The organism is Type-D symbiont of Plautia stali, assembly GCF_001485335.1.
Lineage (GTDB): Bacteria > Pseudomonadota > Gammaproteobacteria > Enterobacterales > Enterobacteriaceae > Pantoea > Pantoea vagans_C.
In genome coordinates this window covers 1-21,038 of record NZ_BBOC01000051.1, presented here as the reverse complement: position 1 = coordinate 21,038, position 21,038 = coordinate 1, and the positions used below count along the sequence as shown (strand labels likewise).

Annotated in this window: 19 protein-coding genes and 1 pseudogene; 15 read left to right on the top strand and 5 right to left on the bottom strand. The window is 54.7% G+C overall.

What is annotated here, in order from left to right; genetic code table 11:
• Positions 1–33: 33 nt before the first annotated feature.
• Together PSSD_RS16295 and PSSD_RS16290 are read left to right on the top strand one after the other, a co-directional pair.
• Positions 34–891 carry an AraC family transcriptional regulator gene (locus PSSD_RS16295; RefSeq protein ID WP_058972944.1) on the top strand — a complete coding sequence of 286 codons (858 nt, stop codon included), beginning with the start codon at positions 34–36 and terminating at the stop codon, positions 889–891.
• Positions 892–925: 34 nt separating this feature from the next.
• A complete protein-coding gene (locus tag PSSD_RS16290) occupies positions 926–1,333 on the top strand; it encodes a DUF2000 family protein (RefSeq protein WP_058972943.1) in 408 nt (135 codons plus the stop codon).
• Positions 1,334–1,366: 33 nt separating this feature from the next.
• On the opposite strand, the gene PSSD_RS16285 is transcribed toward PSSD_RS16290, so the two are convergent.
• Both PSSD_RS16285 and PSSD_RS16280 read right to left on the bottom strand, forming a co-directional pair.
• Complete coding sequence (locus PSSD_RS16285; protein ID WP_058972942.1) at positions 1,367–2,722, bottom strand: amidase; 1,356 nt, start codon at positions 2,720–2,722, stop codon at positions 1,367–1,369.
• Positions 2,723–2,726: 4 nt separating this feature from the next.
• Positions 2,727–3,548: an MBL fold metallo-hydrolase gene (locus PSSD_RS16280; RefSeq protein WP_058972941.1), complete on the bottom strand. Its 822-nt coding sequence runs from the start codon at positions 3,546–3,548 to the stop codon at positions 2,727–2,729.
• An 82-nt stretch (positions 3,549–3,630) separates the two neighbouring features.
• On the opposite strand from PSSD_RS16280, the gene PSSD_RS16275 reads away from it, so the two are divergent.
• Positions 3,631–4,557, top strand: coding sequence for a LysR family transcriptional regulator (locus PSSD_RS16275; protein WP_058972960.1), 927 nt, complete (start codon positions 3,631–3,633; stop codon positions 4,555–4,557).
• Between the two features lie 88 nt (positions 4,558–4,645).
• On the opposite strand, the gene PSSD_RS16270 is transcribed toward PSSD_RS16275, so the two are convergent.
• Positions 4,646–5,326, bottom strand: coding sequence for an SDR family NAD(P)-dependent oxidoreductase (locus PSSD_RS16270; RefSeq protein ID WP_058972940.1), 681 nt, complete (start codon positions 5,324–5,326; stop codon positions 4,646–4,648).
• A gap of 132 nt (positions 5,327–5,458) precedes the next feature.
• On the opposite strand from PSSD_RS16270, the gene PSSD_RS16265 reads away from it, so the two are divergent.
• The gene (locus tag PSSD_RS16265) at positions 5,459–6,361 is read left to right on the top strand and encodes a LysR family transcriptional regulator (protein ID WP_058972939.1); all 903 of its coding nucleotides are present in this window, start codon (positions 5,459–5,461) and stop codon (positions 6,359–6,361) included.
• Between the two features lies 1 nt (position 6,362).
• Here the strand turns inward: PSSD_RS16265 and PSSD_RS16260 are convergent, their stop codons facing one another.
• On the bottom strand, positions 6,363–7,397 hold the full coding sequence (locus PSSD_RS16260; RefSeq protein ID WP_058972938.1) for a LacI family DNA-binding transcriptional regulator: 1,035 nt from the start codon (positions 7,395–7,397) through the stop codon (positions 6,363–6,365).
• A gap of 217 nt (positions 7,398–7,614) precedes the next feature.
• On the opposite strand from PSSD_RS16260, the gene PSSD_RS16255 reads away from it, so the two are divergent.
• The 5 genes from PSSD_RS16255 (at position 7,615) to PSSD_RS16235 (ending at position 13,960) form a co-directional block, all read left to right on the top strand.
• Positions 7,615–8,643 (top strand): ABC transporter substrate-binding protein, encoded by a 1,029-nt coding sequence (locus tag PSSD_RS16255; protein ID WP_058972937.1) that lies wholly within the window; start codon positions 7,615–7,617, stop codon positions 8,641–8,643.
• 160 nt (positions 8,644–8,803) lie between these two features.
• Positions 8,804–11,026, top strand: coding sequence for an ABC transporter permease (locus PSSD_RS16250; RefSeq protein ID WP_058972936.1), 2,223 nt, complete (start codon positions 8,804–8,806; stop codon positions 11,024–11,026).
• Positions 11,023–12,084 (top strand): ABC transporter ATP-binding protein, encoded by a 1,062-nt coding sequence (locus PSSD_RS16245; protein ID WP_058972935.1) that lies wholly within the window; start codon positions 11,023–11,025, stop codon positions 12,082–12,084. The genes PSSD_RS16250 and PSSD_RS16245 overlap by 4 nt, the downstream gene beginning before the upstream one ends.
• 14 nt (positions 12,085–12,098) lie before the next feature.
• Complete coding sequence (locus tag PSSD_RS16240) at positions 12,099–12,899, top strand: inositol monophosphatase family protein (protein WP_039331065.1); 801 nt, start codon at positions 12,099–12,101, stop codon at positions 12,897–12,899.
• A gap of 260 nt (positions 12,900–13,159) precedes the next feature.
• Positions 13,160–13,960, top strand: a complete 801-nt coding sequence (locus tag PSSD_RS16235; RefSeq protein WP_058972934.1) for an AraC family transcriptional regulator — start codon at positions 13,160–13,162, stop codon at positions 13,958–13,960.
• Here the strand turns inward: PSSD_RS16235 and PSSD_RS16230 are convergent.
• The gene (locus PSSD_RS16230) at positions 13,931–14,569 is read right to left on the bottom strand and encodes a LysE family translocator (protein ID WP_058972933.1); all 639 of its coding nucleotides are present in this window, start codon (positions 14,567–14,569) and stop codon (positions 13,931–13,933) included. The two genes, PSSD_RS16235 and PSSD_RS16230, sit on opposite strands and share 30 nt — an antisense overlap.
• Before the next feature lie 156 nt (positions 14,570–14,725).
• Between PSSD_RS16230 and PSSD_RS16225 the strand changes: the two genes are divergently transcribed.
• The 6 genes and pseudogenes from PSSD_RS16225 to PSSD_RS16200 all read left to right on the top strand — a co-directional run bounded on the left by PSSD_RS16225 (position 14,726) and on the right by PSSD_RS16200 (position 20,971).
• The gene (locus PSSD_RS16225; protein ID WP_058972932.1) at positions 14,726–15,583 is read left to right on the top strand and encodes a MurR/RpiR family transcriptional regulator; all 858 of its coding nucleotides are present in this window, start codon (positions 14,726–14,728) and stop codon (positions 15,581–15,583) included.
• 129 nt (positions 15,584–15,712) lie between these two features.
• Positions 15,713–17,041, top strand: a complete 1,329-nt coding sequence (locus PSSD_RS16220; protein WP_058972931.1) for an aspartate aminotransferase family protein — start codon at positions 15,713–15,715, stop codon at positions 17,039–17,041.
• On the top strand, positions 17,038–17,592 hold the full coding sequence (locus PSSD_RS16215; RefSeq protein ID WP_197063323.1) for a carboxymuconolactone decarboxylase family protein: 555 nt from the start codon (positions 17,038–17,040) through the stop codon (positions 17,590–17,592). Before PSSD_RS16220 ends, PSSD_RS16215 begins: the two co-directional genes overlap by 4 nt.
• A gap of 126 nt (positions 17,593–17,718) precedes the next feature.
• Positions 17,719–18,500, top strand: a pseudogene (glnH, locus tag PSSD_RS16210) (glutamine ABC transporter substrate-binding protein GlnH).
• 21 nt (positions 18,501–18,521) lie between these two features.
• On the top strand, positions 18,522–19,541 hold the full coding sequence (locus PSSD_RS16205) for a C45 family autoproteolytic acyltransferase/hydrolase (RefSeq protein WP_058972930.1): 1,020 nt from the start codon (positions 18,522–18,524) through the stop codon (positions 19,539–19,541).
• 320 nt (positions 19,542–19,861) lie between these two features.
• Positions 19,862–20,971 (top strand): lactonase family protein, encoded by a 1,110-nt coding sequence (locus PSSD_RS16200; RefSeq protein ID WP_058972959.1) that lies wholly within the window; start codon positions 19,862–19,864, stop codon positions 20,969–20,971.
• Positions 20,972–21,038 lie beyond the last annotated feature (67 nt).

Below are 21,038 nucleotides of genomic sequence, written 5' to 3'. Positions count from 1 at the left end.
AGTTCCCGACCATTAAAGCCTTGAGATCCCTGCATGCCAGCCAACAACGATTGGGTCGATTTTCGTCGTGATGATGAAACCGGAATCGAAAGCGTAAACGCGCATTTTCGCGGGCACGCTTACGATCCGCACGATCATGACGAGTTACTGGTCGGTGTGACGCAGCAGGGTTTGCAGCGCTTTAACTGCCATCGTTCCCTACATACCAGCTCGCCAGGCCGCGCCATTCTGATTGAACCGGGCGCGGTTCATGATGGTCACGCACCGGATGCGGAAGGCTTCACCTACGTGATGCTGTATCTGCCACAACATTGGGTGGCGGAGATGATGCAGCAGCGTGGGCTGGGTGATGTGGCGAACATAGAAGGGGCGTTCCGCCATACGCTCACCGATGATGCGTTGTTGGCCAGCGCCATTCAGCAAGCCTGGTTTACGGTGCATCACAATGAAGGGCGGCTGGCACGCGATCAGAGTCTTGATCATCTGATGACGATGCTTTCCCGCCATCTTGATACCCGACCCAGCCCGCAGCAGGGCGAAGCGATGCAGCAGATGCAGCTGATGCGTGACTACCTGCATGACTTTATGGCGCAGGATGTCGGGCTGGATGAGCTGTCACGGCTGGCAGGGATTGATCGCTTCAAGTTGACGCGCCAGTTTAAGCAGGCATTTGGTCAATCACCGCATGCTTATCTGGTGCGCCTTCGCCTACGTAGCGCGCGCATGTTACTGGCGCAGGGCATTGAACCGGTGAATGTGGCAGCGCAAGTCGGTTTTGCCGATCAAAGCCACCTGGGCCGCTGGTTCCAGCGTGCCTATCGTATGACGCCTGCATCTTATCAACGTCAGTGCACAAACGTTCTATCTCCAGCAGCATCCGCTCATCGATGATAAGGTTTTCGACCTTAGCAGAGAGTAGTTGCAGATGTTTGATACCAAAATTGCCCTGATTGTTCGTGATGATTTAGCCACCTGGCAGCGCCTGAATGTGGTGGCATTTCTCGCCACCGGTGTGGCGTCCGCCGCGCCCGAGATGATGGGCGAGCCTTATGTCGATGCTGATGGGCGTCAGTATGGCAATATGGCTGGCCAACCGATGCTGGTGTTTGCTGGCGATTTGGCCGGGTTACAGCGCGCGCATCGGCAGGGGCTGGAGCGGGAATTGACGTTGATCCCCTATGTGGAAGCGATGTTCTCGACTGGTCATGATGCGGCCAACCGCGAGGTGTTTATGGCGGAGGATGCCGACAATCTGAACCTGGTGGGAATTGCGATCCGGGGTCCGAAGAAGGCCGTGGATAAGGCGATTAAAGGGCTGAAGTTGCACGGGTAAAAGCCTTCGCCATCCATGGCGATTTCACTGACATCACGATTTATCTGTCGGGTGCGCATTAATGCGCACCTGGATAGCCTCCGCTGCCCGCAACAGCAAATCCTCCCGGCCACGCAGTGCCAGCAACTCGACGCCAATCGGCATCCCGTCATCACTCAATCCGGCGGGAATACTGATGGCGGGCGCACCGGTCACCGCCGATACCAACGCATTACTGCCTTCCTGCATCTCGCCATGCCTGACCGGGGCGTGGCGTACCACCGGGTAGGCCAACAGGTTGATATTCTGCTGCGTGAACATCGCTTCTAACTGCTGATATAAATCGCGCTGGCGTTGCTGCACGGTGGCATAACCTGCACTGTCCGTGCCCGGATGTGCGGCACGGGTTTTAAACACAGTGGTCAACTGGGGATGGTAAAGCTCTGAGGCGGCAATCTCTTGCAAGGTATGAAACTGCGCGCACGGTTTGTCCGCCAGGTATCCGGCCAGGGCTTCCGCAAACTCATAGCCAATAATGTTGGCTTCTGCAGCAAGGGATTCCAGCTGTGGCCAGCTGACCGTCTCCGGTGCGAACCCGTTAACCGCGGCATACACGGCCTGATTAATTTCGTGCTCATCGGTGGCAAATCCTTCCTGCCAGATGCCCACTCGCAGCGTTTCACCTTCGCGCGCAAAGTGCTGTCCGCTCAAGATTTCACTGGCGATGCGCAGGTCGGCGGCACTGCGCACCAGCGGACCGGGAATATCCTGCGTCGGAGAGAGCGGCACAATACCTTGAGTGCTGAGTGCGCCGCGCGTCATACGCAAGCCGAACAACCCATTAAACGCAGCGGGGATACGTACCGAACCTGCGGTATCACTGCCGATCGCCAGCGGCACATAGCCAGCAGCAACGGCCACCGCCGAACCACTGCTCGATCCGCCCGGCGATCGGCCTTCGCGCCAGGCGTTATGGGTGAATCCGCTCAGCGATGAGGCACCAGTGATTCCTGCAGCCAGTTCATGCATTGCCGTTTTGCCGATTAAAATCGCGCCTTGTTGGCGCAGCGTGGTGATCAGCGGCGCGTCTTTGTGGGCAATAACGTCACGTAGCAGCACCGAACCGGCGCTGGTAGGCCACCCTTTGACTTCAATATTGTCCTTGATCAGCACAGGAATACCGGCCAGTTGCCCTGACGCTTCTCCGCGCTGGCGCTGTGCGTCACTGGCATCGGCTGCTGCCAACGCTTCCTCGGCAAACAACCAGGTGATGGCGTTGTAACGGGGTTGATCCACCTCCGCGATGCGTTGCAGCGCAAACTCTGTCAGCTGGCGCGAAGTGACAGCGCCGCTTTGCAGTGTCTGTTGTAAGCTGCTGAGTGACGCGATGAGATAGTCAGCGTATTGCATCCGGTTAATCCTCCAGTGGTATCCAGTGCCCGTCGGGCGCTACGCGGCCACACGAGCTGCTGTGAAAATGGGAACTGAACCAGATTGCCTGATGTTGGCGGCACCAGTCTATAACGCGTTGTCGAGAAGCGATGGCCAGCGGTAAATCCTCACAAAACAGCGAGTTCCAGTGTGGGTGTTGAAACTGCACCGGATGATGCATCACATCCCCGGCAAAAATCGCCGATTCTCCGCCGCTTTCCAGCACGATAGAGGCATGATCGACACTGTGGCCCGGTGTGGCGATATAGCGCAGTACGCCTGCAAACAGCGGGGAGTGATCAACATTGATGGTCTCCAGTTGGCCGCGCTCAATTAACGGCAGAATACTGTCGCGATACAACGCCTGCATCGCGGGCGTCTGCTGGCACTGTATTAACTCTTTGGCCGAGCAGATATAGCGCGCGTTAGGAAACATCGGCTGCCACTCACCATTGAGCCAGTGTGTGCTCCAGCCGACATGATCGGTGTGGATGTGTGTCATCAACACCAGGGTCACGGATGCAGGATCGACAATCACACGCGCTAAATTCTCGGCATAAGGGGTGTTTAGCTGGTGGAATAGCGGCTTGTTATCGCGGTTGCGCCCATTGCCGGTGGCGGTATCGATCACAATGACGTCCTCACCCGCGCGCACCACCCAACTGTGAATAGATACCTCGGCTAGCTGTGCAGCAAAATTATCACTCATCTCCGCGCGATGTGCGGAATAGAGCGAGCCGAAAGGGAAGCTGCCGGTTTGTTCAGAAACTTTTTCAATCAGGCAATCGCCTACGCGAATGTTCATGCTGGCTCCAGTTAAGCGTTCATCACTTCAGATGAAAACCACTATACTGAGGGCAATCTCATTAATTAAATCGATTAAAATCATGAAGCCCATCAACGAAAATGATTTTTCACGTATCGACCTCAATCTGGTAATTGTGCTGTTGGTGATGTTTGAGGTGCGTAGCGTGACGCTGGCGGCGAACCGGCTTTACCTCGGACAACCGGCCGTGAGCGCCGCGTTGAAAAGACTGCGCGAAATGTTCAACGATGCGTTGTTTGTGCGTACGTCACAGGGCATGACGCCCACGCCGCGCGCTGAACAATTGGTACAACAATTTGCGCCGCTAATGCAGGATCTGCATCGGGTGATTTTTACGCCTCAGGCATTCAATCCGCTGCAGGATAGCCGTACGTTCCGCATCGGCATGAGTGACTGGCTGGAGCAGTGGCTGATGCCGGATTTACTGGTTGAGTTGGCCCGCACAGCGCCAAATATTGATATCAACGTTGTGGCGGCCGATCCCTGGCAAGCGATCCCGCTGATGGAGCAGCAGCAAGCAGATGTGGTGGTGACGGTAGGCAGTGAGGTGAGCCGCGACCTGACACGGGAAAAAATCTCGCGTGCAGGGTTTCGTACCCTGTGGAGCCAGCAGCAGATTGCTTTGAAAAAGCTCACCCTGGCGCACTTTGTACGTCACGACCATGCGCTGGTGTCCTATCGCGGGGCGAGTGAAAGTGCGCTGGACCGTGAGTTGCAGCGGTTAGGCAAATCCCGGCGGGTGCGTTACGTCACGCCACATTTCGCCAGTTTGCCGCTGCTGTTACAGCAGTTGCCTATTTTCGCCACCGTACCGCAAGGGCTGGAACCTGTGTGGCGTGAACGGTATGGCCTCGAAGCCGCGCCCGTACCGATTGCTATGCCTGATTATGAGTTATCGCTGCTGTGGCACAATGCGCAGCAGGATGACCCTGCGAATGTCTGGTTGCGTGACAGGTTGCATAATTTGCTGCTGAACAAAGCGCGATAAATCGCGCCGCTACGACCAGGTGGAAACGATGGGCGAAGGCCGCACCCTATGAAAACGTGCGAGGCATTCGCCGTTGTTGGATGCGGCCTCACCACGGCACCACGCGCCCCAGATAATCCAGATAATGCAGTCCGGTGCGTCCAGCGTAAGATTCCATGGTATCCAACAGATTAGGAATGCTTTCGTCGATGGTCAGCCGCGCTTCTGGCCCGCCCATTTCGGTCTGTACCCAACCCGGTGCCATCAACAACAGCGTGCGTTCGTCTGGGTTGCGCGCGGCGAAACTGCGCATAAACATATTTAACGCCGCCTTGCTGCCGCGATAGACCTCGTAATTGCCGTTGGTGTTATTGGTAATACTGCCCTGGCCCGAAGACATCACCGCGATGGTGCCGTGAGGCGTGACACGATCTTTAAAGGTTTCAATCACGCGCAGCGGGCTAAGGGCATTAGTCACCATTACGCGGGTGAACTCCTCGGTGGAGACGTCGGCAATGGTTTCCCGGTCATCATTTTTCACCCCGGCATTCACAAACAGCATGTCAAACTGGGCGTTATCCAGCCGCTGAGACAGCGCGTCCAGCTGTTGTGGCTCGGTGATGTCCACGCTCTCCACGGTTAACTGTTGCGGAAACTGCGCCGCCAGTTGCGCCAGCTTGTCTATTGAGTGGGCGCGGCCCGTGGCCACCACCTGGTTTCCGCGTTTCAGCATATTCTCCGCCAGAGCGAAGCCCAGTCCACGTGATGCGCCTATCAGTAGTATTTTCATGATGTGTTCCTCCGGATGCGATGTGGAAAAAGTCTAGCGCGTGGAAAGGGAAGGCGGAACGCGCAGGCTTTGCATTGATAACCTGCATCAGACGCCTTGTCACAGGAGAAGCTATCAAGCAGGATAGCGAAGATGAATGATACCGATCTGAATTTACTGATTGCCCTGGATGCACTGCTGATTGAAGGCAGTGTGATTGGCGCTGCACGACGCTTAAACCTCAGTGAATCGGCGATGAGCCGCACATTGGGGCGCTTGCGTGCCACCACCGGAGATGCGCTGCTGGTGCGCGCGGGGCGCAATATGGTGCTCACCCCTTACGCAGAGGCGATGCGCGAACGCACCCATCTCACCTTGCGAGAAGCACGTGCTGTGTTAAGCCCTGATGCCGAATTACTCGATTTGGCACAACTTGATCGTCGTTTCATCTTGCGCACCAATGAGGGGTTTGTTGAAGCTTTTGGCAGCAAACTGATTGCCGCTGTTGCCGGGCAAGCGCCAAACGTAAAGCTGGTTTTCGTCAGTAAGCCGGAGAAAAGCGATCGTGATTTGCGCGCGGGTAATATCGATCTGGAAATCGGTGTGTTAGGCAATATGGGCCCGGAAATCCGCTTACAGGCGCTGTTTCGCGACCGGTTTGTGGGGGTGGTGCGAAGCGGGCATCCGTTGACAAATCAGGTGAATATTAGCCAGTTGGCGGCGTTCGGTCACATCGTCGCTTCAAGACGAATCGAGCTGGGTGGGCCCATTCATGACGCCATTGAACAGGCCGGGCTGAGCCGTAGAGTGGTGTCGGTGGTGCCTGCTTTCTCGACGGCGGTCACGCTGGCGGTGGAATCTGACCTGGTGGCACTGGTGCCATATTCGCTGGTACAGCATCATCCGCTGATTAATAACCATCCAGGGTTGGCGATGTTCGAACTGCCGTTTGCCACACCCGAAATGACAGTGTCACAACTTTGGCACCCGAGGCTGGAGAACGATGCTGCGCATCGCTGGCTGCGCGGCGTCATTAAGGCAAGCTGCCAGCAATGAATTATCCGCCGCGCACCGATCCCCGCCACACCACATCAGCCTGATAAATCAGGCTGTGATGCTGTGGGTCATTCTGCGGCGTAAGACCGTGCTCTTCCGCTTCGGTACGTTGCAACCAGTTGACTGCATCACGCGCAAACTGCTCCACCGGTTGGGCAAAGGTGGTGAGATTGTAAGAGGACCAACCCGCCTGGGCGATGTTGTCATAACCGATCAAACAGAGATCGTCCGGCACGCGCAGGGCAAAGCGATGGCGTGCTTCATCCATCAATCCACATGCCACCAGATCAGTGACGCAAAATATCGCATCCGGGCGTTGAGGCTGCGTCAGCAGACGGTGCGCCAGAATCTGACCGCTTTCGTATGAAGTGGTACCAAACCGCTCTACCATGACGCTCAATCCCACGCGCTCTGCCTCCGCAATAAACGCAGCTTCGCGCTTCATCAGGCTCGGCGTACCCGCCAGTGAATTGGCAAACGCCAGATGCCGACAACCGGCACGCTGGAATGCCATCACGGCAGTAGCGGCTGCACGCTGTGCGTCAAGATGGATGCTGAGTGAACCTGGCAGGTCTTCATCGCGGTTGATTAAAATAATACGCTGACCGTGCTGGAAACACTGACGGGTGATGGTGCGATCCGGCATGCCCGAGAGAATGATGGAGGCATCGGCGCGGAAATTGATCGCTTGCTGCAACGCCGCTGACACACTGTTATCGGAACGATCGGTGTTGATCAGCATGGCGATTTTTCCCGCCTCTTGCAGATATTGCGTCAGCCAGCGTACCAGGCTGGCGCGATAGGGGGTGGCGATCTCCGACACCACCAAACAGACGATACCGCTACGATTGCGCACCAGCCCACGCGCCAAATGATTGACGTGATAACCCAACTCCTCGGCGGCTTTCATCACGCGCGTGCGCATCGCAGGTGACACGCTGGCGCCTGGGGTAAATGCCCGGGAAACAGCGGAGCGCGACACGCCAGCGCGTTCGGCAACATCCTGCGCACTGACCACCGCTTTCTCATTTTGCATGCTGCTTTCCTCCCCAACTTATGGCTGAAAATGAGTCTGCCTCAGATTGCAAAGCTGTGCAATCTGTTCGAGATCTCATTTGTTGCATTTTTGTGACATGGGCAATCAATTGCGCAGCAAGCTATTTGACAGCTGATTTTTTGTTCATTACTACTTTGCACACACGTGCAATACAAGGTGCCAGTGAAGCACCGCCCTACAATCCAAGGAGAACACCATGCGAGCCACCTCTATCGCCGTTGCGCTGTCCCTCTGTTCCACCGCTGTCCCTTTCGCCGCGTCCGCTGCGGGCAATCTTAATATGGTCTGCTCGGCAGATGTGGTGGTGTGCGAGCACATGACCCGCATCTTCAGCCAGGAGCATCCAGACATTAAAGTCAGCATGGTGCGCCTGTCCGCCGGGGAAGCCTATGCACGTCTGCGCAGTGAAGCGCGCAATCCGCGTACCGATATCTGGTGGGCGGGGACGGGCGATCCCCATATGCAGGCGGCCGATGAGGGATTAACCCAGGTCTATAAATCGCCGCTGCTGGATCAGCAGCAGGATTGGGCGCAGAAACAGGCTGAAAATTCGGGCTATCGCACGGTGGGGATTTATGCCGGAGCGTTAGGTTGGGGCTACAACACCAAGTTACTGGCGGATAAAAAACTCAAAGAACCCACCTGCTGGGCCGATCTGCTGGATCCTGGTTTCAAGGGGGAAATTCAGATCGCCAATCCCAATTCGTCCGGCACGGCTTACAACACCTTAGCCACGCTGGTGCAAATCATGGGTGAAGACAAAGCCTTTGATTACCTGAAAAAACTCAATGCTAACGTTTCGCAATATACCAAGTCGGGATCGGCGCCAGTGAAAGCGGCGGCACGCGGTGAAACCACGGTCGGCATTGTGTTTATGCACGATGCAGTGGCGATGCAGGTGGATGGTTTCCCGATAAAGACCGTGGCGCCGTGTGAGGGCACCGGTTATGAGATTGGATCGATGTCGATCGTGAAAGGCGCACGTAACTTGGCAAACGCCAAAGTCTGGTACGACTGGGCGCTGAGTGCTGCCGCGCAGTCCCACATGAAAGAGGCGAAATCCTTCCAGTTACCGTCAAACCGCAACGCTGAAATCTCTGAATACGCGCCCCGTTTCGAGAATATCAAGTTGATCGATTATGACTTCAAAACCTACGGCGACTCGGCAAAACGCAAAGCCTTGTTGAGCCGCTGGGATAAAGAGATCGGTGCGAGCGCACAGTAATTGCGGCAACGAAAAGCTTGATGAATCGCGCCGCTACGGCCCGAGACACATTATCGTCGCGGCGCAATTTATTGCTTAAAGCCGATACCGTAGCGGCGCAATTTATTGCGCACTATCGATTGCACTCAGGCTATGAACGATCTCCCTTTAGAGGTGTTTCATGAACGCAAATAATCGTCGTCTCACGGCTGCGCTATTAATGGGCGCAACGGCACTGTTACTGCTGCCGTGGTACAGCCTTGAAAGCGGTTTTTTTGATGGCGGCTGGCTGTTCAATTTATGGGGTGATGCCGCCAATGCGCCCATGCTGTGGCAGCTGGGTGAACATCCGTGGTTGGTGGTTGCACTGGCGTTGTTTGGGCTGTGTGCCGCGTGCGGCATATTGCCTCAAGGAGCGCGCAGCCGATTACTGCTGCTGTTTAGCGCTTTAGGGGTAATTTTTCTGGTCATCGAAGGCCACGCTATCGGTTACAGCGGCTGGAGCTGGATGTGGCTGGAAAACCAGTTTGGCACGCTGGCTCAGGGTCAACCTGCCATGGGGGCCGGTGCGATCGTCTTGCTCACCACCTTCTTGTTGCTGTTCTCCTTTGCCCTTGCCGAACGCGGCGTGCTCAAGGGCGACGCCTTTGTCGTCGCATCGCTGGTGTTACTGACGGCGCTGGTCAGTGTGTTTGTGCTTTATCCGGTGCTCAGTATGTTCGTGGTGTCGGTGCAGGATGTGGACGGCAGTTTTAAACCCGATGGGCTGATCAGCAATATCCAGGATCCCTCAATCTGGAGCTTAGCCTGCCTCAAGGGCGGCACCTGTGGTACGGCGTGGCGTACGCTGTGGCTGGCGTTGATGACGGCCAGCGGCTCGACCTTGCTCGGGTTAGCCTTTGCCCTCGCCGCCACGCGCACGCCGCTGCCGTGCAAAAAAGCGCTGCGCATGCTGACCATCCTGCCAATCATTACTCCGCCGTTTGTGATTGGTCTGGCGTTGATCTTGCTGTTTGGGCGTTCGGGCGTAGTGACGGAACATCTGGCGACGCTGTTTGGTATCGAGCCTGGACGTTGGTTGTACGGGATGACCGGCATCTGGATTGCGCAAGTATTGTCATTCACCCCGATTGCGTTTCTGGTGCTGATTGGCGTAGTGGAAGGGGTAAGTCCCTCGCTGGAAGAGGCGTCACAAACCTTGCGCGCTAACCGCTGGCGCACGTTCAGCCGCATCTCTCTTCCACTGATGGCACCGGGATTAGCGAATGCTTTTCTGATCAGCTTTATCGAAAGCATGGCCGACTTTGGCAATCCGATGGTATTAGGCGGCAGCCATGGCGTGCTTTCCACGGAGATTTTCTTCTCGGTAGTCGGCGCACAGAACGATCCGAGTCGTGCGGCTGTGCTGGCGATGATCCTGCTGTGCTTCACGCTGGCGGCGTTTGTCCTGCAACGCTGGTGGTTGGGCGGCAAAAACTTTGCCACGGTCACCGGTAAAGGTGACGGTGGAAAACATGGACAGCTCCCACGCGTGTTGCGTTACAGCGTGTACGGCATGGTGATTCCGTGGGGGATCTTCACCTTAGTCATCTACGGCATGATCGTGGTGGGGGGATTCGTGCAGTCGTGGGGATTAAACGATGCATTGACCATCGAACATTATGTCCGCGCCTTCCGTGTCAGCTTTAGTGAGGGGCATCTGTTGTGGAGCGGGGTGGCATGGAACTCATTCTGGACCACGCTAGAGATTGCGCTGATTGCTGCACCGTTGACCGCCATAGTTGGCCTCTTGACCGCCTGGCTCATCGTCAGACAGAAGTTTGCCGGTCGCCAGACGTTTGAGTTCTTGCTGATGCTCAGCTTTGCCATCCCCGGCACGGTGATTGGGGTGAGTTATGTGATGGCCTATAACCTGCCACCGCTGGAGATCACCGGCACCGCGTTAATCCTGATTGCCTGTTTTGTGTTCCGCAATATGCCGGTCGGCGTGCGCGGGGGCATTGCGGCCATGAGTCAACTCGATAAAAGTCTTGATGAAGCCTCTTTAACCCTGGGTGCCAACAGTTTCCGCACCTTACGTAAAGTGGTGCTGCCTTTGCTGAAACCGGCCATCAGCGCAGCGCTGGTGTACGCCTTCGTACGCGCGATCACTTCGATCAGCGCAGTAATCTTCCTGGTCAGCGCGCAGTACAACATGGCGACATCCTACATCGTGGGATTGGTCGAGAACGGTGAATACGGCGTGGCGATTGCCTATTCCACCGTGCTGATTGTGGTGATGCTGCTGATTATTGGTGTGTTCCAGTGGCTGGTAGGCGAGCGTCGCTTACGTCGCGTGGCACGTCCCGTCGACGTGGCAGCTATCCCATCCTCGACGTCATTAACTCAGGAGAGAGCCCTATGACCCGCATTCAAGCCGGTTCGGTGGTGTTTGAACATGTGACAAAACGTTTTGCAGGTTTTAATGCGTTGCCGGATCTCTCGCTGACCGTGGAGCCAGGTACACTGGTGACGCTGCTCGGTCCCTCTGGGTGTGGCAAAACCACTACGTTACGTTTGTTGGCGGGTCTTGAACATCCTACTTCAGGACGCATTTTGATTGGTGGCAAGGACGTGACTAACCTTCCAGCTAACGAACGTGATGTGGCGATGGTGTTTCAATCCTATGCGCTGTTCCCCCATATGAGTGCGCTCGACAACATCATGTATGGGTTGCAGTCATCCGGGATGAAGAAGCAGGAAGCGCAAGACCGCGCGCGTGAAGGGTTAAAGTTAGTCGGACTGGAGACGCAGGGTAATCGTCTGCCGTCAGAGCTGTCTGGTGGGCAGCAGCAGCGTATCGCCGTGGCACGCGCCTTGGTATTAGAGCCGCAAGTGCTGCTGTTGGATGAACCGTTATCCAATCTGGATGAGCGGTTGCGCCGTCGGGTGCGCACCGATATTCGCGATTTACAACAACGGCTTGGCTTCACCGCGGTGTATGTCACCCACGATCAAGAAGAAGCTTTGGCGGTGTCTGATAAAATTATTGTCATGAAAGAGGGGGATATTGCCCAGCAGGGTGCGCCAGAAAGCCTCTATCACGCCCCGAATTCGGTGTTTATCGCTGATTTTATGGGCGAAGCCAACATCCTGCCGTGCGAAGTCGAGCAGCTTGAGGGCAGCGATGCGCTGGTGAAGTTGGGCAACCAACGTTACCGCGTGCGCAGTAACGGCGTGCAGCCGGGGGCGGCACAACTTTCGGTGCGCCCGCAGTTTATTACCTTGCATGAAGCGGGCAGCGGCGCGCTACAAGGTGAAGTGACGCACAGTACCTGGCTGGGCGATCACATTGAGTATGAAGTGGCAACGGAGTTGGGTTCGCTGTTTATTGTTGATGCGCAGATGGAGCAGAAATTGCCCCTGACCTCAACGGTAGCGATTGATTTTAAACCTCAGGGATTAGCCCTGATTGCCGGTTAAGTTAAGGATGAATAATGAGCGACTCGGTAAATGAAGCTTTGCTGGCCCGTTTGATTCTGGCAGAGAAAGTGGCACGCGCAGGCGGCGAGAAGGCACTGGAGTATTTCCATCATCGCGACACGCTGGTGGTGGAAACCAAACATGATTTGCAGGATGTGGTGTCACGCGCAGACCGTGAAGTGGAACAGATGATCGATCAGCAGATTCGTGCACAGTTTGCCGACGATGGTTTTCTGGGTGAAGAGTACGGTTTGCAGGCCGGTACATCGGGCTATACCTGGGTAGTAGATCCGATTGATGGCACCAGTCCGTTCCTGAACGGGATGCCAAACTGGTGTGTGTCAGTGGCGGTGCTGCATGATGGCGTGCCGGTGATTGGGGTGATTTACGCACCGACCTATCAGGAGTGTTATGTGGCGGCCTTGGGTCAGGGAGCGACGTTGAACGGTCGTCGCTTGCAGGTCGACCCTTCGCGTACACTGCAAAATCATGTCACCGGATTTGGTGCCAACAGCTATGTCAGTCCCGAGGAAGTGGGCAAGTTGCTGGCCTCACTGCTGGAGGCCGGTGGCAATTTTATCCGCATCGGCTCGGGTGCATTGATGCTGGCATGGGTGGCCGCAGGCCGTGTGGTGGGCTATTTCGAACCCTATATGCACGCCTGGGATTGCCTGGCAGGCTATTGTCTGGTGAAAGAGGCGGGCGGCTGGTATCACCCATTTAACACCGAAGGCGAACGGCTGCTGAAAGGAGCTAAAGTGTTGGCTGTCGCGCCGGGTGCGGAAGCGGATTTAAAGCGCATTGCCGGTATCTAAGTCATCAGGTGTGCATTAATGCGCACCTGACGAAAATCCACCCCCAATTTTCCATGGGTGCCATTTATGGCGTAATGCTCGTCAGTTAAGAGGCTGGCGATAACGCCGTCTGAGGCCGCACTGTAAATAAAGGCCACTTATCAAAAAGCAGCCTGAGTTCTTAACTCACACTCATTACGCTAATATGGCAACCACATCAGTTTGCAATTTCCCCCTGGCGATGCTGTTATAACGCACTCCTCCTTGCTCTTGGTGGTTACGTGTCGCTCACCTCTTCTGACTGGTTTAGCCGTAACGGCATTGAATCTTCGCGCGTCAGTGCCAGCGGCAGTCGCTTTCCGCGTCATTTGCATGATGAATATGTGATTTGCGCCAATCTGAGCGGTCGTGAAGAGATCTGGCTGGATGGCAAAGTCGAACAAGTGTTCGCCGGACAGGTCACCCTGTATAACCCGAGTTCCATTCAGTCCTCTCAGTTTAGCCTTGAGGCGGTGAGCTTTATTAGCCTGCACCTGGCGCAATCGACGTTAAGCAATCTCTTGGGAACCGCAGAGGCGCCTGCACTGCGTGAAGGAGTATTCAACGATGCTCGCCTGTTTCAGGCCATTTGTCGCTTTGAACAAGTGACACGTGAGGCCGATGAGACCTTACTGGAACAGCAGCTGCTGTGGTTGTGTGGAGAGTTGCTGGATGATGAGACCAGTTTGCAGCAGGGAGATGTGCAGATTATCCAGCAGGTAAAACAGTTTCTGCGTGAGCATCTACACGAGAAGCCTCATCTAGAGGTATTGGCGCAGATAGCTGGGTTGAGTAAATACCATCTGGTGCGTCGATTTACCCAACTAACCGGTATGCCGCCGTTGCAGTATCACATGCAGTTGCGCTTGCATCAGGCCCGCGATTTGCTGCGTCAGCGGGTGCATCCGCAGGAGGCGGCACTGCAACTAGGTTTCTACGATCAGAGCCACTTTATCAACGCGTTTCGCAAAGTGATGGGCACCACACCGTATAACTATGCGCAGCAGATTGCTTCAGCGCAGGATAAATTCCCGATAGCCTGACACCATCACGTAGGCCGCGAAATAGCAAAAAATCAGCGCCGAAGCGAGATACGAGTACTTCAGCAGGCGCTGACCCAGCAATTTCCCCCCCATGCTGCCCACCAGACACAGCACGCAGGTCCAGACCACACCCGCAATAAAGAATCCGCTGAGGAACGATGATGTCGCGTTCACGCTGCCGTGCCCCATTCGAGCTATTAGTGCGCCTCCGACACTGGCAAACCAGAGGATGGCGGTCGGGGATGACATCGCCAGTACCACACCACGACGGAATTCACGCAGTAGCGAACGATAGGGCTGCTGCTCTGCCTGCGGTAGGGTGGCATCTTTGCGCAGTGCAGCGATCAGCATCTTTGCGGCGAACCACAGCAACAAGACGCCCCCGCCAATCCACAACACCCAGCGCACGGGGGTGAACTGCAGCACCACGGCCATACCCGCCAGCGCCAGCAAGGCGTAAATCAGATCGCCCACGCAGGTCCCAATGCCGAGCCAGAAGCCGTGAAAGTAACCCCGTTGCATTGCCAGGGTGATCATGGCGATATTGGCCAGCCCAATATCCAGACACAGCGATAAACTCAGTAAAAAACCATTTGAAAACTGCAGCATAGCGAACAATCCGTTCTGTATTTATGGTGTTGACGGCATTAAAGCACGTGGTGAGGAAAGCGGTATTGGAAAGAATTGCGCAATTCTTTGCACGCTGTTTTCTCATCGCGCCAATTATGGTTATATGCATCCATCCGTTACCAATGACCAAACGCCATGAATCTTCGGGAAAATATTGTCAGCCAGTTCAGTGTATTGTCGCCTGAACTGCAACGCGCCGCCGAATTCTCACTGCAAAATGCCAATCAACTGGTGGTGCAATCAATGCGTGCCTTTGCCAGTGAGGCGGGCGTCAAACCCGCGACGCTGCTGCGTCTGGCGCAGAGACTGGGCTACAACGGCTGGGGTGAACTCAAAGATGCTTTCATCGATGACATCGGTCTGCGCAATGATACATATGTATCCAAAGCGGAGAAACTGATCGCCAAAGGCACTCAACCGCAACTGTATGAAGAGGTGTTCCAGGCGCATCAAGCCAACCTGGCGTATACGCGCAGTGAGAATCATCAGGCGATGGAGCAAGCGGTGACGCTGCTGGATGCGGCAGATAATGTCTATATCTGTGGCTTTCGCGCCAGTTTCCCCATCGCCTGGTCACTGTTTTACGTCTATCGGTTGTTTAATCGCCAGGTGTCACTGATTGATGGTCTGGCGAGCAATATTGAAGTGTTCACCCGTGAACTGACGGCACAAGATTGCGTGCTGTTGACCAGTTTTGCGCCTTACTCACGTGAGTCTTTGGACGTTTTACACGCGGCTCAAGACGCGGGGGCTAAGATTATTGCTATCACCGATTCCCCGGTTTCACCTCTGGCGCAAGCTGCCGATTGTACGCTGCTGTTCTCCATTGATAGCCCATCATTTTTCCCTTCAGTGGTCTCTGGCATGGGGCTGGCAGAGTGTTTACTGGCGATGCTGGTCGCTCGTCATGGCCGCGAAGCCGTCAACAAAATCGAAAGTGCCGAACGCTATCTGATCGATTCAGGTGCTTACGTGGTGCCCGGTAAATCCTGACAAATGATTCATTTGCATCCGTCATAAGAAAATAGAATGCATTTGAATCATAATTGCGTTGACGTGATTCAAATGGATCCTGCAAGATGCGCTTAACTACCGTAGCGTATTCAGGAGCAGGACCCAGTTATGAGCCACATCATCCACCGCAGTTTGCGCACCACCCCCGCCGTGGCGAAAAGCGCACAAGGGGCGAACATCTTCGATGCACAGGGAAAACAGTATCTTGATGCCTGCGGTGGCGCTGCCGTTTCTTGCTTAGGGCACGCCCATCCTGATGTGTTGGCGGCGATGCATCGCCAGATCGATCAACTGGCCTATGCCCACACCAGTTTCTTTACCAGTGACACGGTCGAACAACTTGCCGTGCAGTTGACCCGCACCGCGCCGGGCGATCTTAACTATGCCTACTTCGTGTCTGGCGGTTCGGAAGCGGTTGAAACCGCGCTAAAACTGGCCCGTCAGTATTTTGTTGAAATCGGCCAACCGTCACGCACCAAATTTATCGCACGTAAGCAGAGCTATCACGGCAACACGCTGGGGGCGCTGGCGGTGGGCGGCAACGAATGGCGTCGTCGTCAGTTCGCGCCGCTTTTGATTGATGTGATTCGCGTGTCGGCCTGCAATGAGTATCGCGATCGTCGTGCGGACGAGAGCCAACAGCAATACACCACACGTCTGTTAAACGAACTGGAGCAGGCAATTCTGGATGCTGGCCCGGAAACGATCATTGGCTTCTGTGCAGAGACGGTGGTCGGTGCCACCACCGGCGCGACGCCACCCACGCCTGGCTATTTGAAAGGAGTGCGTTCGCTCTGCGACAAATACGGCATTTTGTACATCGCGGATGAGGTGATGTGCGGTATGGGACGCACCGGCACCCTGCACGCCTTTGAGCAAGACGAGGTGATACCCGATTTGGTCACCATCGCCAAAGGGTTAGGGGGCGGATATCAACCCATTGGCGCCGTGCTGGCGAGCGAAAAGATTGTGTCAGCGCTGCAAGCGGGTAGCGGACTATTCCAGCATGGTCACACTTATATTTGTCACGCCACCGCCGCGTCGGCTGCACTGGCCGTACAACAGGTGATTGAGCGCGATAACCTGTTAGATGCGGTGAAACAGCAGGGCGCATATCTGCAAAACGCACTGCGTGAGGTTTTGGGTGATTTACCGCACGTGGGTGATACACGCGGTCGTGGTTTATTCGCCGGGGTTGAACTGGTGCGCGACAAAGAGAGTAAAACCCCTTTTGATCCCGCATTGAAACTGCATGCGGCAATTAAGGCCAACTGCATGGCACGCGGATTGCTGGTTTATCCGATGGGCGGAACGATTGACGGACAATATGGTGACCATATTCTGATCGCACCTCCGTTTATTATCACCCCAAGCCAGCTCGATTTTGTGGTCGATACCCTGAGCGTGGTGATTCGTGAAGAGACCAGCAAATTATGATTAACCGCTTACCGCCTTTGGCGGAACACCAGTGGGACGATCAGCAACGTCCACTGGCGCAAGAGATCATCAATGGGCCGCGCGGTGCGCTGTTGCCCCCGTTTGAACCACTGTTGCGCAGTCCTGAGTTGATGGCACACGCGCAGCGCATGGGGGAATATTTGCGCTACCGCAGTGCGCTCGGCCAGCGTTTATCGGAACTGGCGATTTTGATGACGGCGCGCCACTGGTCGCAGCCGGTGGAGTGGGCGATACATGCACCGATTGCCCGTGAAAAAGGCATTTCAGCCGCAGCGGTAGAGGCGATTAACGCAAAACAGCTGCCGGAAGATTTACAGCCGGATGAGTGGGTGATTTACCACTTCTGCCAGCAACTGCACCAGCAGCAAAAAGTCAGTGACGCCACCTGGCAGCAAGCCATCGATTTATGGGGCGAAAAAGGGGTGGTGGATCTGATCGGCATTAACGGTTATTACAGTTTTCTCTCGATGATAATGAATGGCGCGCAGACGCCAGTACCCGACACCCAGGATCATATTATTCCTGCGTAAGTTCTCGGTTTAATCAGGCGTACCTGCTACGCCTGATTTATTAAATGAATTAACTCCCTGATGCCCATGAATTTATTCGCTGGGTGACATTTACTGCATGCTGTTTCACTGACGCTGAGGGTTATTATGTCTGCATTTTTCTCTAAACTAAAAGTTACATTAGCACTGGTGGCCTGTTCTGCCAGTTTTATTGCCATGGCACAGGATAAATTAACCGTCGGCGTGGATACCGCCTTTGTTCCCTTTGAATTTAAACAGGGCGATAAATATGTCGGTTTTGATATCGACCTCTGGGATGCCATCGCGAAAAAGATGAATGTCAGTTACGAATTACGCCCAATGGATTTCGGCGGTTTAATTCCTGGCCTGCAATCACGTAATCTGGATGTCGCTATGGCAGGCATTACCATTACGGATGCCCGTAAGCAGGTGGTGGATTTCAGCGACGGCTATTATGACGCCGACTTATTAATGGCGGTTAAAAGTGGTGATAACAGCATCACGAAATTCAGCGATTTGGCCGGAAAAAAGGTGGGGCTGAAGCAGGGTACGGCTGCGGCCAGCTTTATGAAGAGCAAATATAAAGCGAACTACGTTGAATTCCCGAATATCGATAACGCCTATCTTGATCTGCAAGCGGGTAACCTTGACGCGGTGGTGCATGATTCACCTAACGTGCTCTATTACGTGAAAACAGCGGGTGATGGCAAGGTGAAATCCACCGGTGAAACCGATAGCATTCTGCCGCTGCCATGCAGAAAAACAGCAGCCTGACGCCGAAAGTCAATGCTGCACTGCAGGCGCTGCGCGCTGACGGTACTTATAGCAAGATCTACGTGAAGTGGTTTAATAAACAACCAAAATTATCCCGCCAGGTCGGAGCAATCCGACCTCGTGAGGTATCCTGAACAGAAGTGAATGATAACAATATGAAAAAACTCGCAATCCGTGGTTCCGCCTTCGCTGTGGGTCAGCAATTGGGTGAATTTGGCCGCACGGCCTGGCACCAAAAGCTGACGCAAACGGCGCTGTGGCAAACCGTTATCGCCATGAAAGATGCGCCGCAGACCGTCAACATGCGCCAGCAGGTTGAGGCGCAGTATCCACTCATCTGGCAAGAGTTGGTCGGGCTGGCTGAAGGTTTGCAGGCACCGATTGATGAGGTGTTTGCCTGGAACTGTCGTGGCGATCTGGTACGTTCCACGTCGGATGGCTGTACCACGGTGGCGGGGAAAGGCGCCAATGGCGAGTTGATTATCGCGCACAATGAAGACGGTTTCCCGCAACTGCGTGATGACTGTGCCATTGTTAGCATCACGCCTGATGCGGGACTCGCCTTCACCAGTTTTGCCTATCCGGGTTCGATCTGCGGTCACACCGTTGCGGTCAACGAGAAGGGAGTGGTGAACACGGTCAATAATATTCGTGCGCTACACCGTCCTGACGGCATGCCGCGCCAGATTCTGGCGCGCGCAGCGCTCAATGCGACTACCCTGGACGAGGCGATTGCCATCCTCACCACCGAACCGCGTGCCGGGGCATTCCATCATACGCTGGGACAAATGGGCGATAGCCGCCTGTTCAGTGTTGAAGCGACGGGGTCAGGATGTTCCGTGATGCCGTTGACCGGGATATTTGCCCATGCCAACCATCTTATCCATCCGCAATTAGCTGCGGTGGAGCAGGTGATTACCGCAAGCTCAGGTTCACGCCAGCAACGTTTAATTGAGTGGCAAGAGACGCAAACGCAGCTTGATGGTGTTGCAGCGAAAGCAATTCTGTCTGACCAGCATGATGCCGTGCTGCCGATTTATCGGCTCTCGCCGCAGGACCCCGATGATGAGAATACGCTGGCGACCGCCCTATTTACGCTGCATGCTGAACAGGTTGACTGGCAGATATTTACCCTGGATCGCGATGAGCCAGAATTAAATGGCACGATTTCCTAAATATTAATCTGCGTTATTGTGAACCCGGTCACCCTGGCCGGGCGTTATTCAAATTAATCCCACTATATACCCTTCATACTTCAAGTTGCAGGTGCGTTGGCTACGTGCATTCACCTCAGTCACTTACTTCAGTAAGCTCCAGAGGATTCATGCACTTGCCGCCTTCCTGAATCTCGAATTATTTTGGGTATAGTCGTTAAACATTCCGATTATGGTGGGGTATTCACATGAATAGTAATAAAAAAGCCGTACGCAGCGGTTTAGCCACAAACATAACCATGGCATTATCCTTAGCTGTTTTTTCACTGGCGGGGAGCGCTATGGCAAATGCCGCGGAACATCATCAAACAGCATTAGTGGGGACCTGGACGTCGATTCCTGATGCGCCATTAGAGCAAAAACCGGATCATCTCAGCGAAGGTTTATATCGCCTGAAAGTGAACAGTGACGGCACCTTGACGCCTGTTGAGGTGATCAAAATGAAAAGTCCTTCATGGATTGTGAAATCACACGATGGACGTTTCGCTTACACCACCAATGAAGAGAATGCCGGGGCCGTTACTGCACTGAGTATTGCCAAAGACGGAAAGGTGCAGGTGCTAAATGTGGTGGATAGCCACGGCCAGCAGCCAACCCATGCCACCATTAGCCCAGACGGTAAATTCCTGTTTGTGGCGAACTATTCGGTGGCGAAGGGCGGTGCGGGGGTGTCAGTGTTCCCAATTCATCACGATGGCAAGCTGGGCGAGCAAGTACAGCATTTCCCGTTTGATCACGGAACCGGTGCGGTCAAAGGGCGTCAGGATGGCGGTCATGCGCACTCCACCACCTTTACCCATGATGGTAAGGTGCTCTACGCGGCCGATCTCGGTGGAGATAAGTTGCACGCTTACCGTTATCACGCCGATAAGGCCCAGCCGCTGGAAGCGGATAGCGCCCGCGATGTGAATTTCACTGCTGGGTCCGGCCCGCGTCATATGGTGTTTGCCCCGAACGGTAAGCATGCGTATGTGACTACCGAAATGGCCGGTGAACTGGTGGTGTTTACGGTAAAGGACGATCGTCTGGAACCGGCTGCTCATATTAAGCTTAACAGCGAAAACAGCAGTGCGGAATATCGTAGCGGTGGGGGAATTATTCTCAGCCCAAACGGTAAATATATTATCGCGGCCAATCGTGGCTCTGATAATAAATTGCTGGTGTTTAAAATTGAGGCGGATGGCATGCCAGGCAAACCGGTGAGTTATCAGGTCAACGGCATTGAACCCCGCGCCTTTGCTTTTGATGGCAGCGGAAAATATCTCTATGTGACCAATGTGTTTACTAACAATATTTCCCTGTTCCATTTCAATGAGAATAGCGGTGAGTTAAAAGCAGCTGGCGATGCGGCGAAAATCTCCACGCCAACGGATATTAAGTTTTTTAATTGATGGGAGGTGCGCAGAAAGGTACAACCGGGCACATGGGTAACAGATCAGACCGGGCACATAGGTAACA

Excerpts from the sequence above, each read along its gene's own strand:
- PSSD_RS16240 (WP_039331065.1), top strand. The coding sequence starts at position 12,099 with ATGAGCGACTCGGTAAATGAAGCTTTGCTGGCCCGTTTGATTCTGGCA.
- PSSD_RS16200 (WP_058972959.1), top strand. The coding sequence starts at position 19,862 with ATGGCAAATGCCGCGGAACATCATCAAACAGCATTAGTGGGGACCTGG.
- PSSD_RS16250 (WP_058972936.1), top strand. The coding sequence starts at position 8,804 with ATGAACGCAAATAATCGTCGTCTCACGGCTGCGCTATTAATGGGCGCA.
- PSSD_RS16285 (WP_058972942.1), bottom strand. The coding sequence starts at position 2,722 with ATGCAATACGCTGACTATCTCATCGCGTCACTCAGCAGCTTACAACAG.
- PSSD_RS16265 (WP_058972939.1), top strand. The coding sequence starts at position 5,459 with ATGAATGATACCGATCTGAATTTACTGATTGCCCTGGATGCACTGCTG.
- PSSD_RS16280 (WP_058972941.1), bottom strand. The coding sequence starts at position 3,548 with ATGAACATTCGCGTAGGCGATTGCCTGATTGAAAAAGTTTCTGAACAA.
- PSSD_RS16220 (WP_058972931.1), top strand. The coding sequence starts at position 15,713 with ATGAGCCACATCATCCACCGCAGTTTGCGCACCACCCCCGCCGTGGCG.
- PSSD_RS16245 (WP_058972935.1), top strand. The coding sequence starts at position 11,023 with ATGACCCGCATTCAAGCCGGTTCGGTGGTGTTTGAACATGTGACAAAA.
- PSSD_RS16255 (WP_058972937.1), top strand. The coding sequence starts at position 7,615 with ATGCGAGCCACCTCTATCGCCGTTGCGCTGTCCCTCTGTTCCACCGCT.
- PSSD_RS16295 (WP_058972944.1), top strand. The coding sequence starts at position 34 with ATGCCAGCCAACAACGATTGGGTCGATTTTCGTCGTGATGATGAAACC.
- PSSD_RS16290 (WP_058972943.1), top strand. The coding sequence starts at position 926 with ATGTTTGATACCAAAATTGCCCTGATTGTTCGTGATGATTTAGCCACC.
- PSSD_RS16230 (WP_058972933.1), bottom strand. The coding sequence starts at position 14,569 with ATGCTGCAGTTTTCAAATGGTTTTTTACTGAGTTTATCGCTGTGTCTG.
- PSSD_RS16270 (WP_058972940.1), bottom strand. The coding sequence starts at position 5,326 with ATGAAAATACTACTGATAGGCGCATCACGTGGACTGGGCTTCGCTCTG.
- PSSD_RS16215 (WP_197063323.1), top strand. The coding sequence starts at position 17,038 with ATGATTAACCGCTTACCGCCTTTGGCGGAACACCAGTGGGACGATCAG.
- PSSD_RS16260 (WP_058972938.1), bottom strand. The coding sequence starts at position 7,397 with ATGCAAAATGAGAAAGCGGTGGTCAGTGCGCAGGATGTTGCCGAACGC.
- PSSD_RS16205 (WP_058972930.1), top strand. The coding sequence starts at position 18,522 with ATGAAAAAACTCGCAATCCGTGGTTCCGCCTTCGCTGTGGGTCAGCAA.
- PSSD_RS16275 (WP_058972960.1), top strand. The coding sequence starts at position 3,631 with ATGAAGCCCATCAACGAAAATGATTTTTCACGTATCGACCTCAATCTG.
- PSSD_RS16225 (WP_058972932.1), top strand. The coding sequence starts at position 14,726 with ATGAATCTTCGGGAAAATATTGTCAGCCAGTTCAGTGTATTGTCGCCT.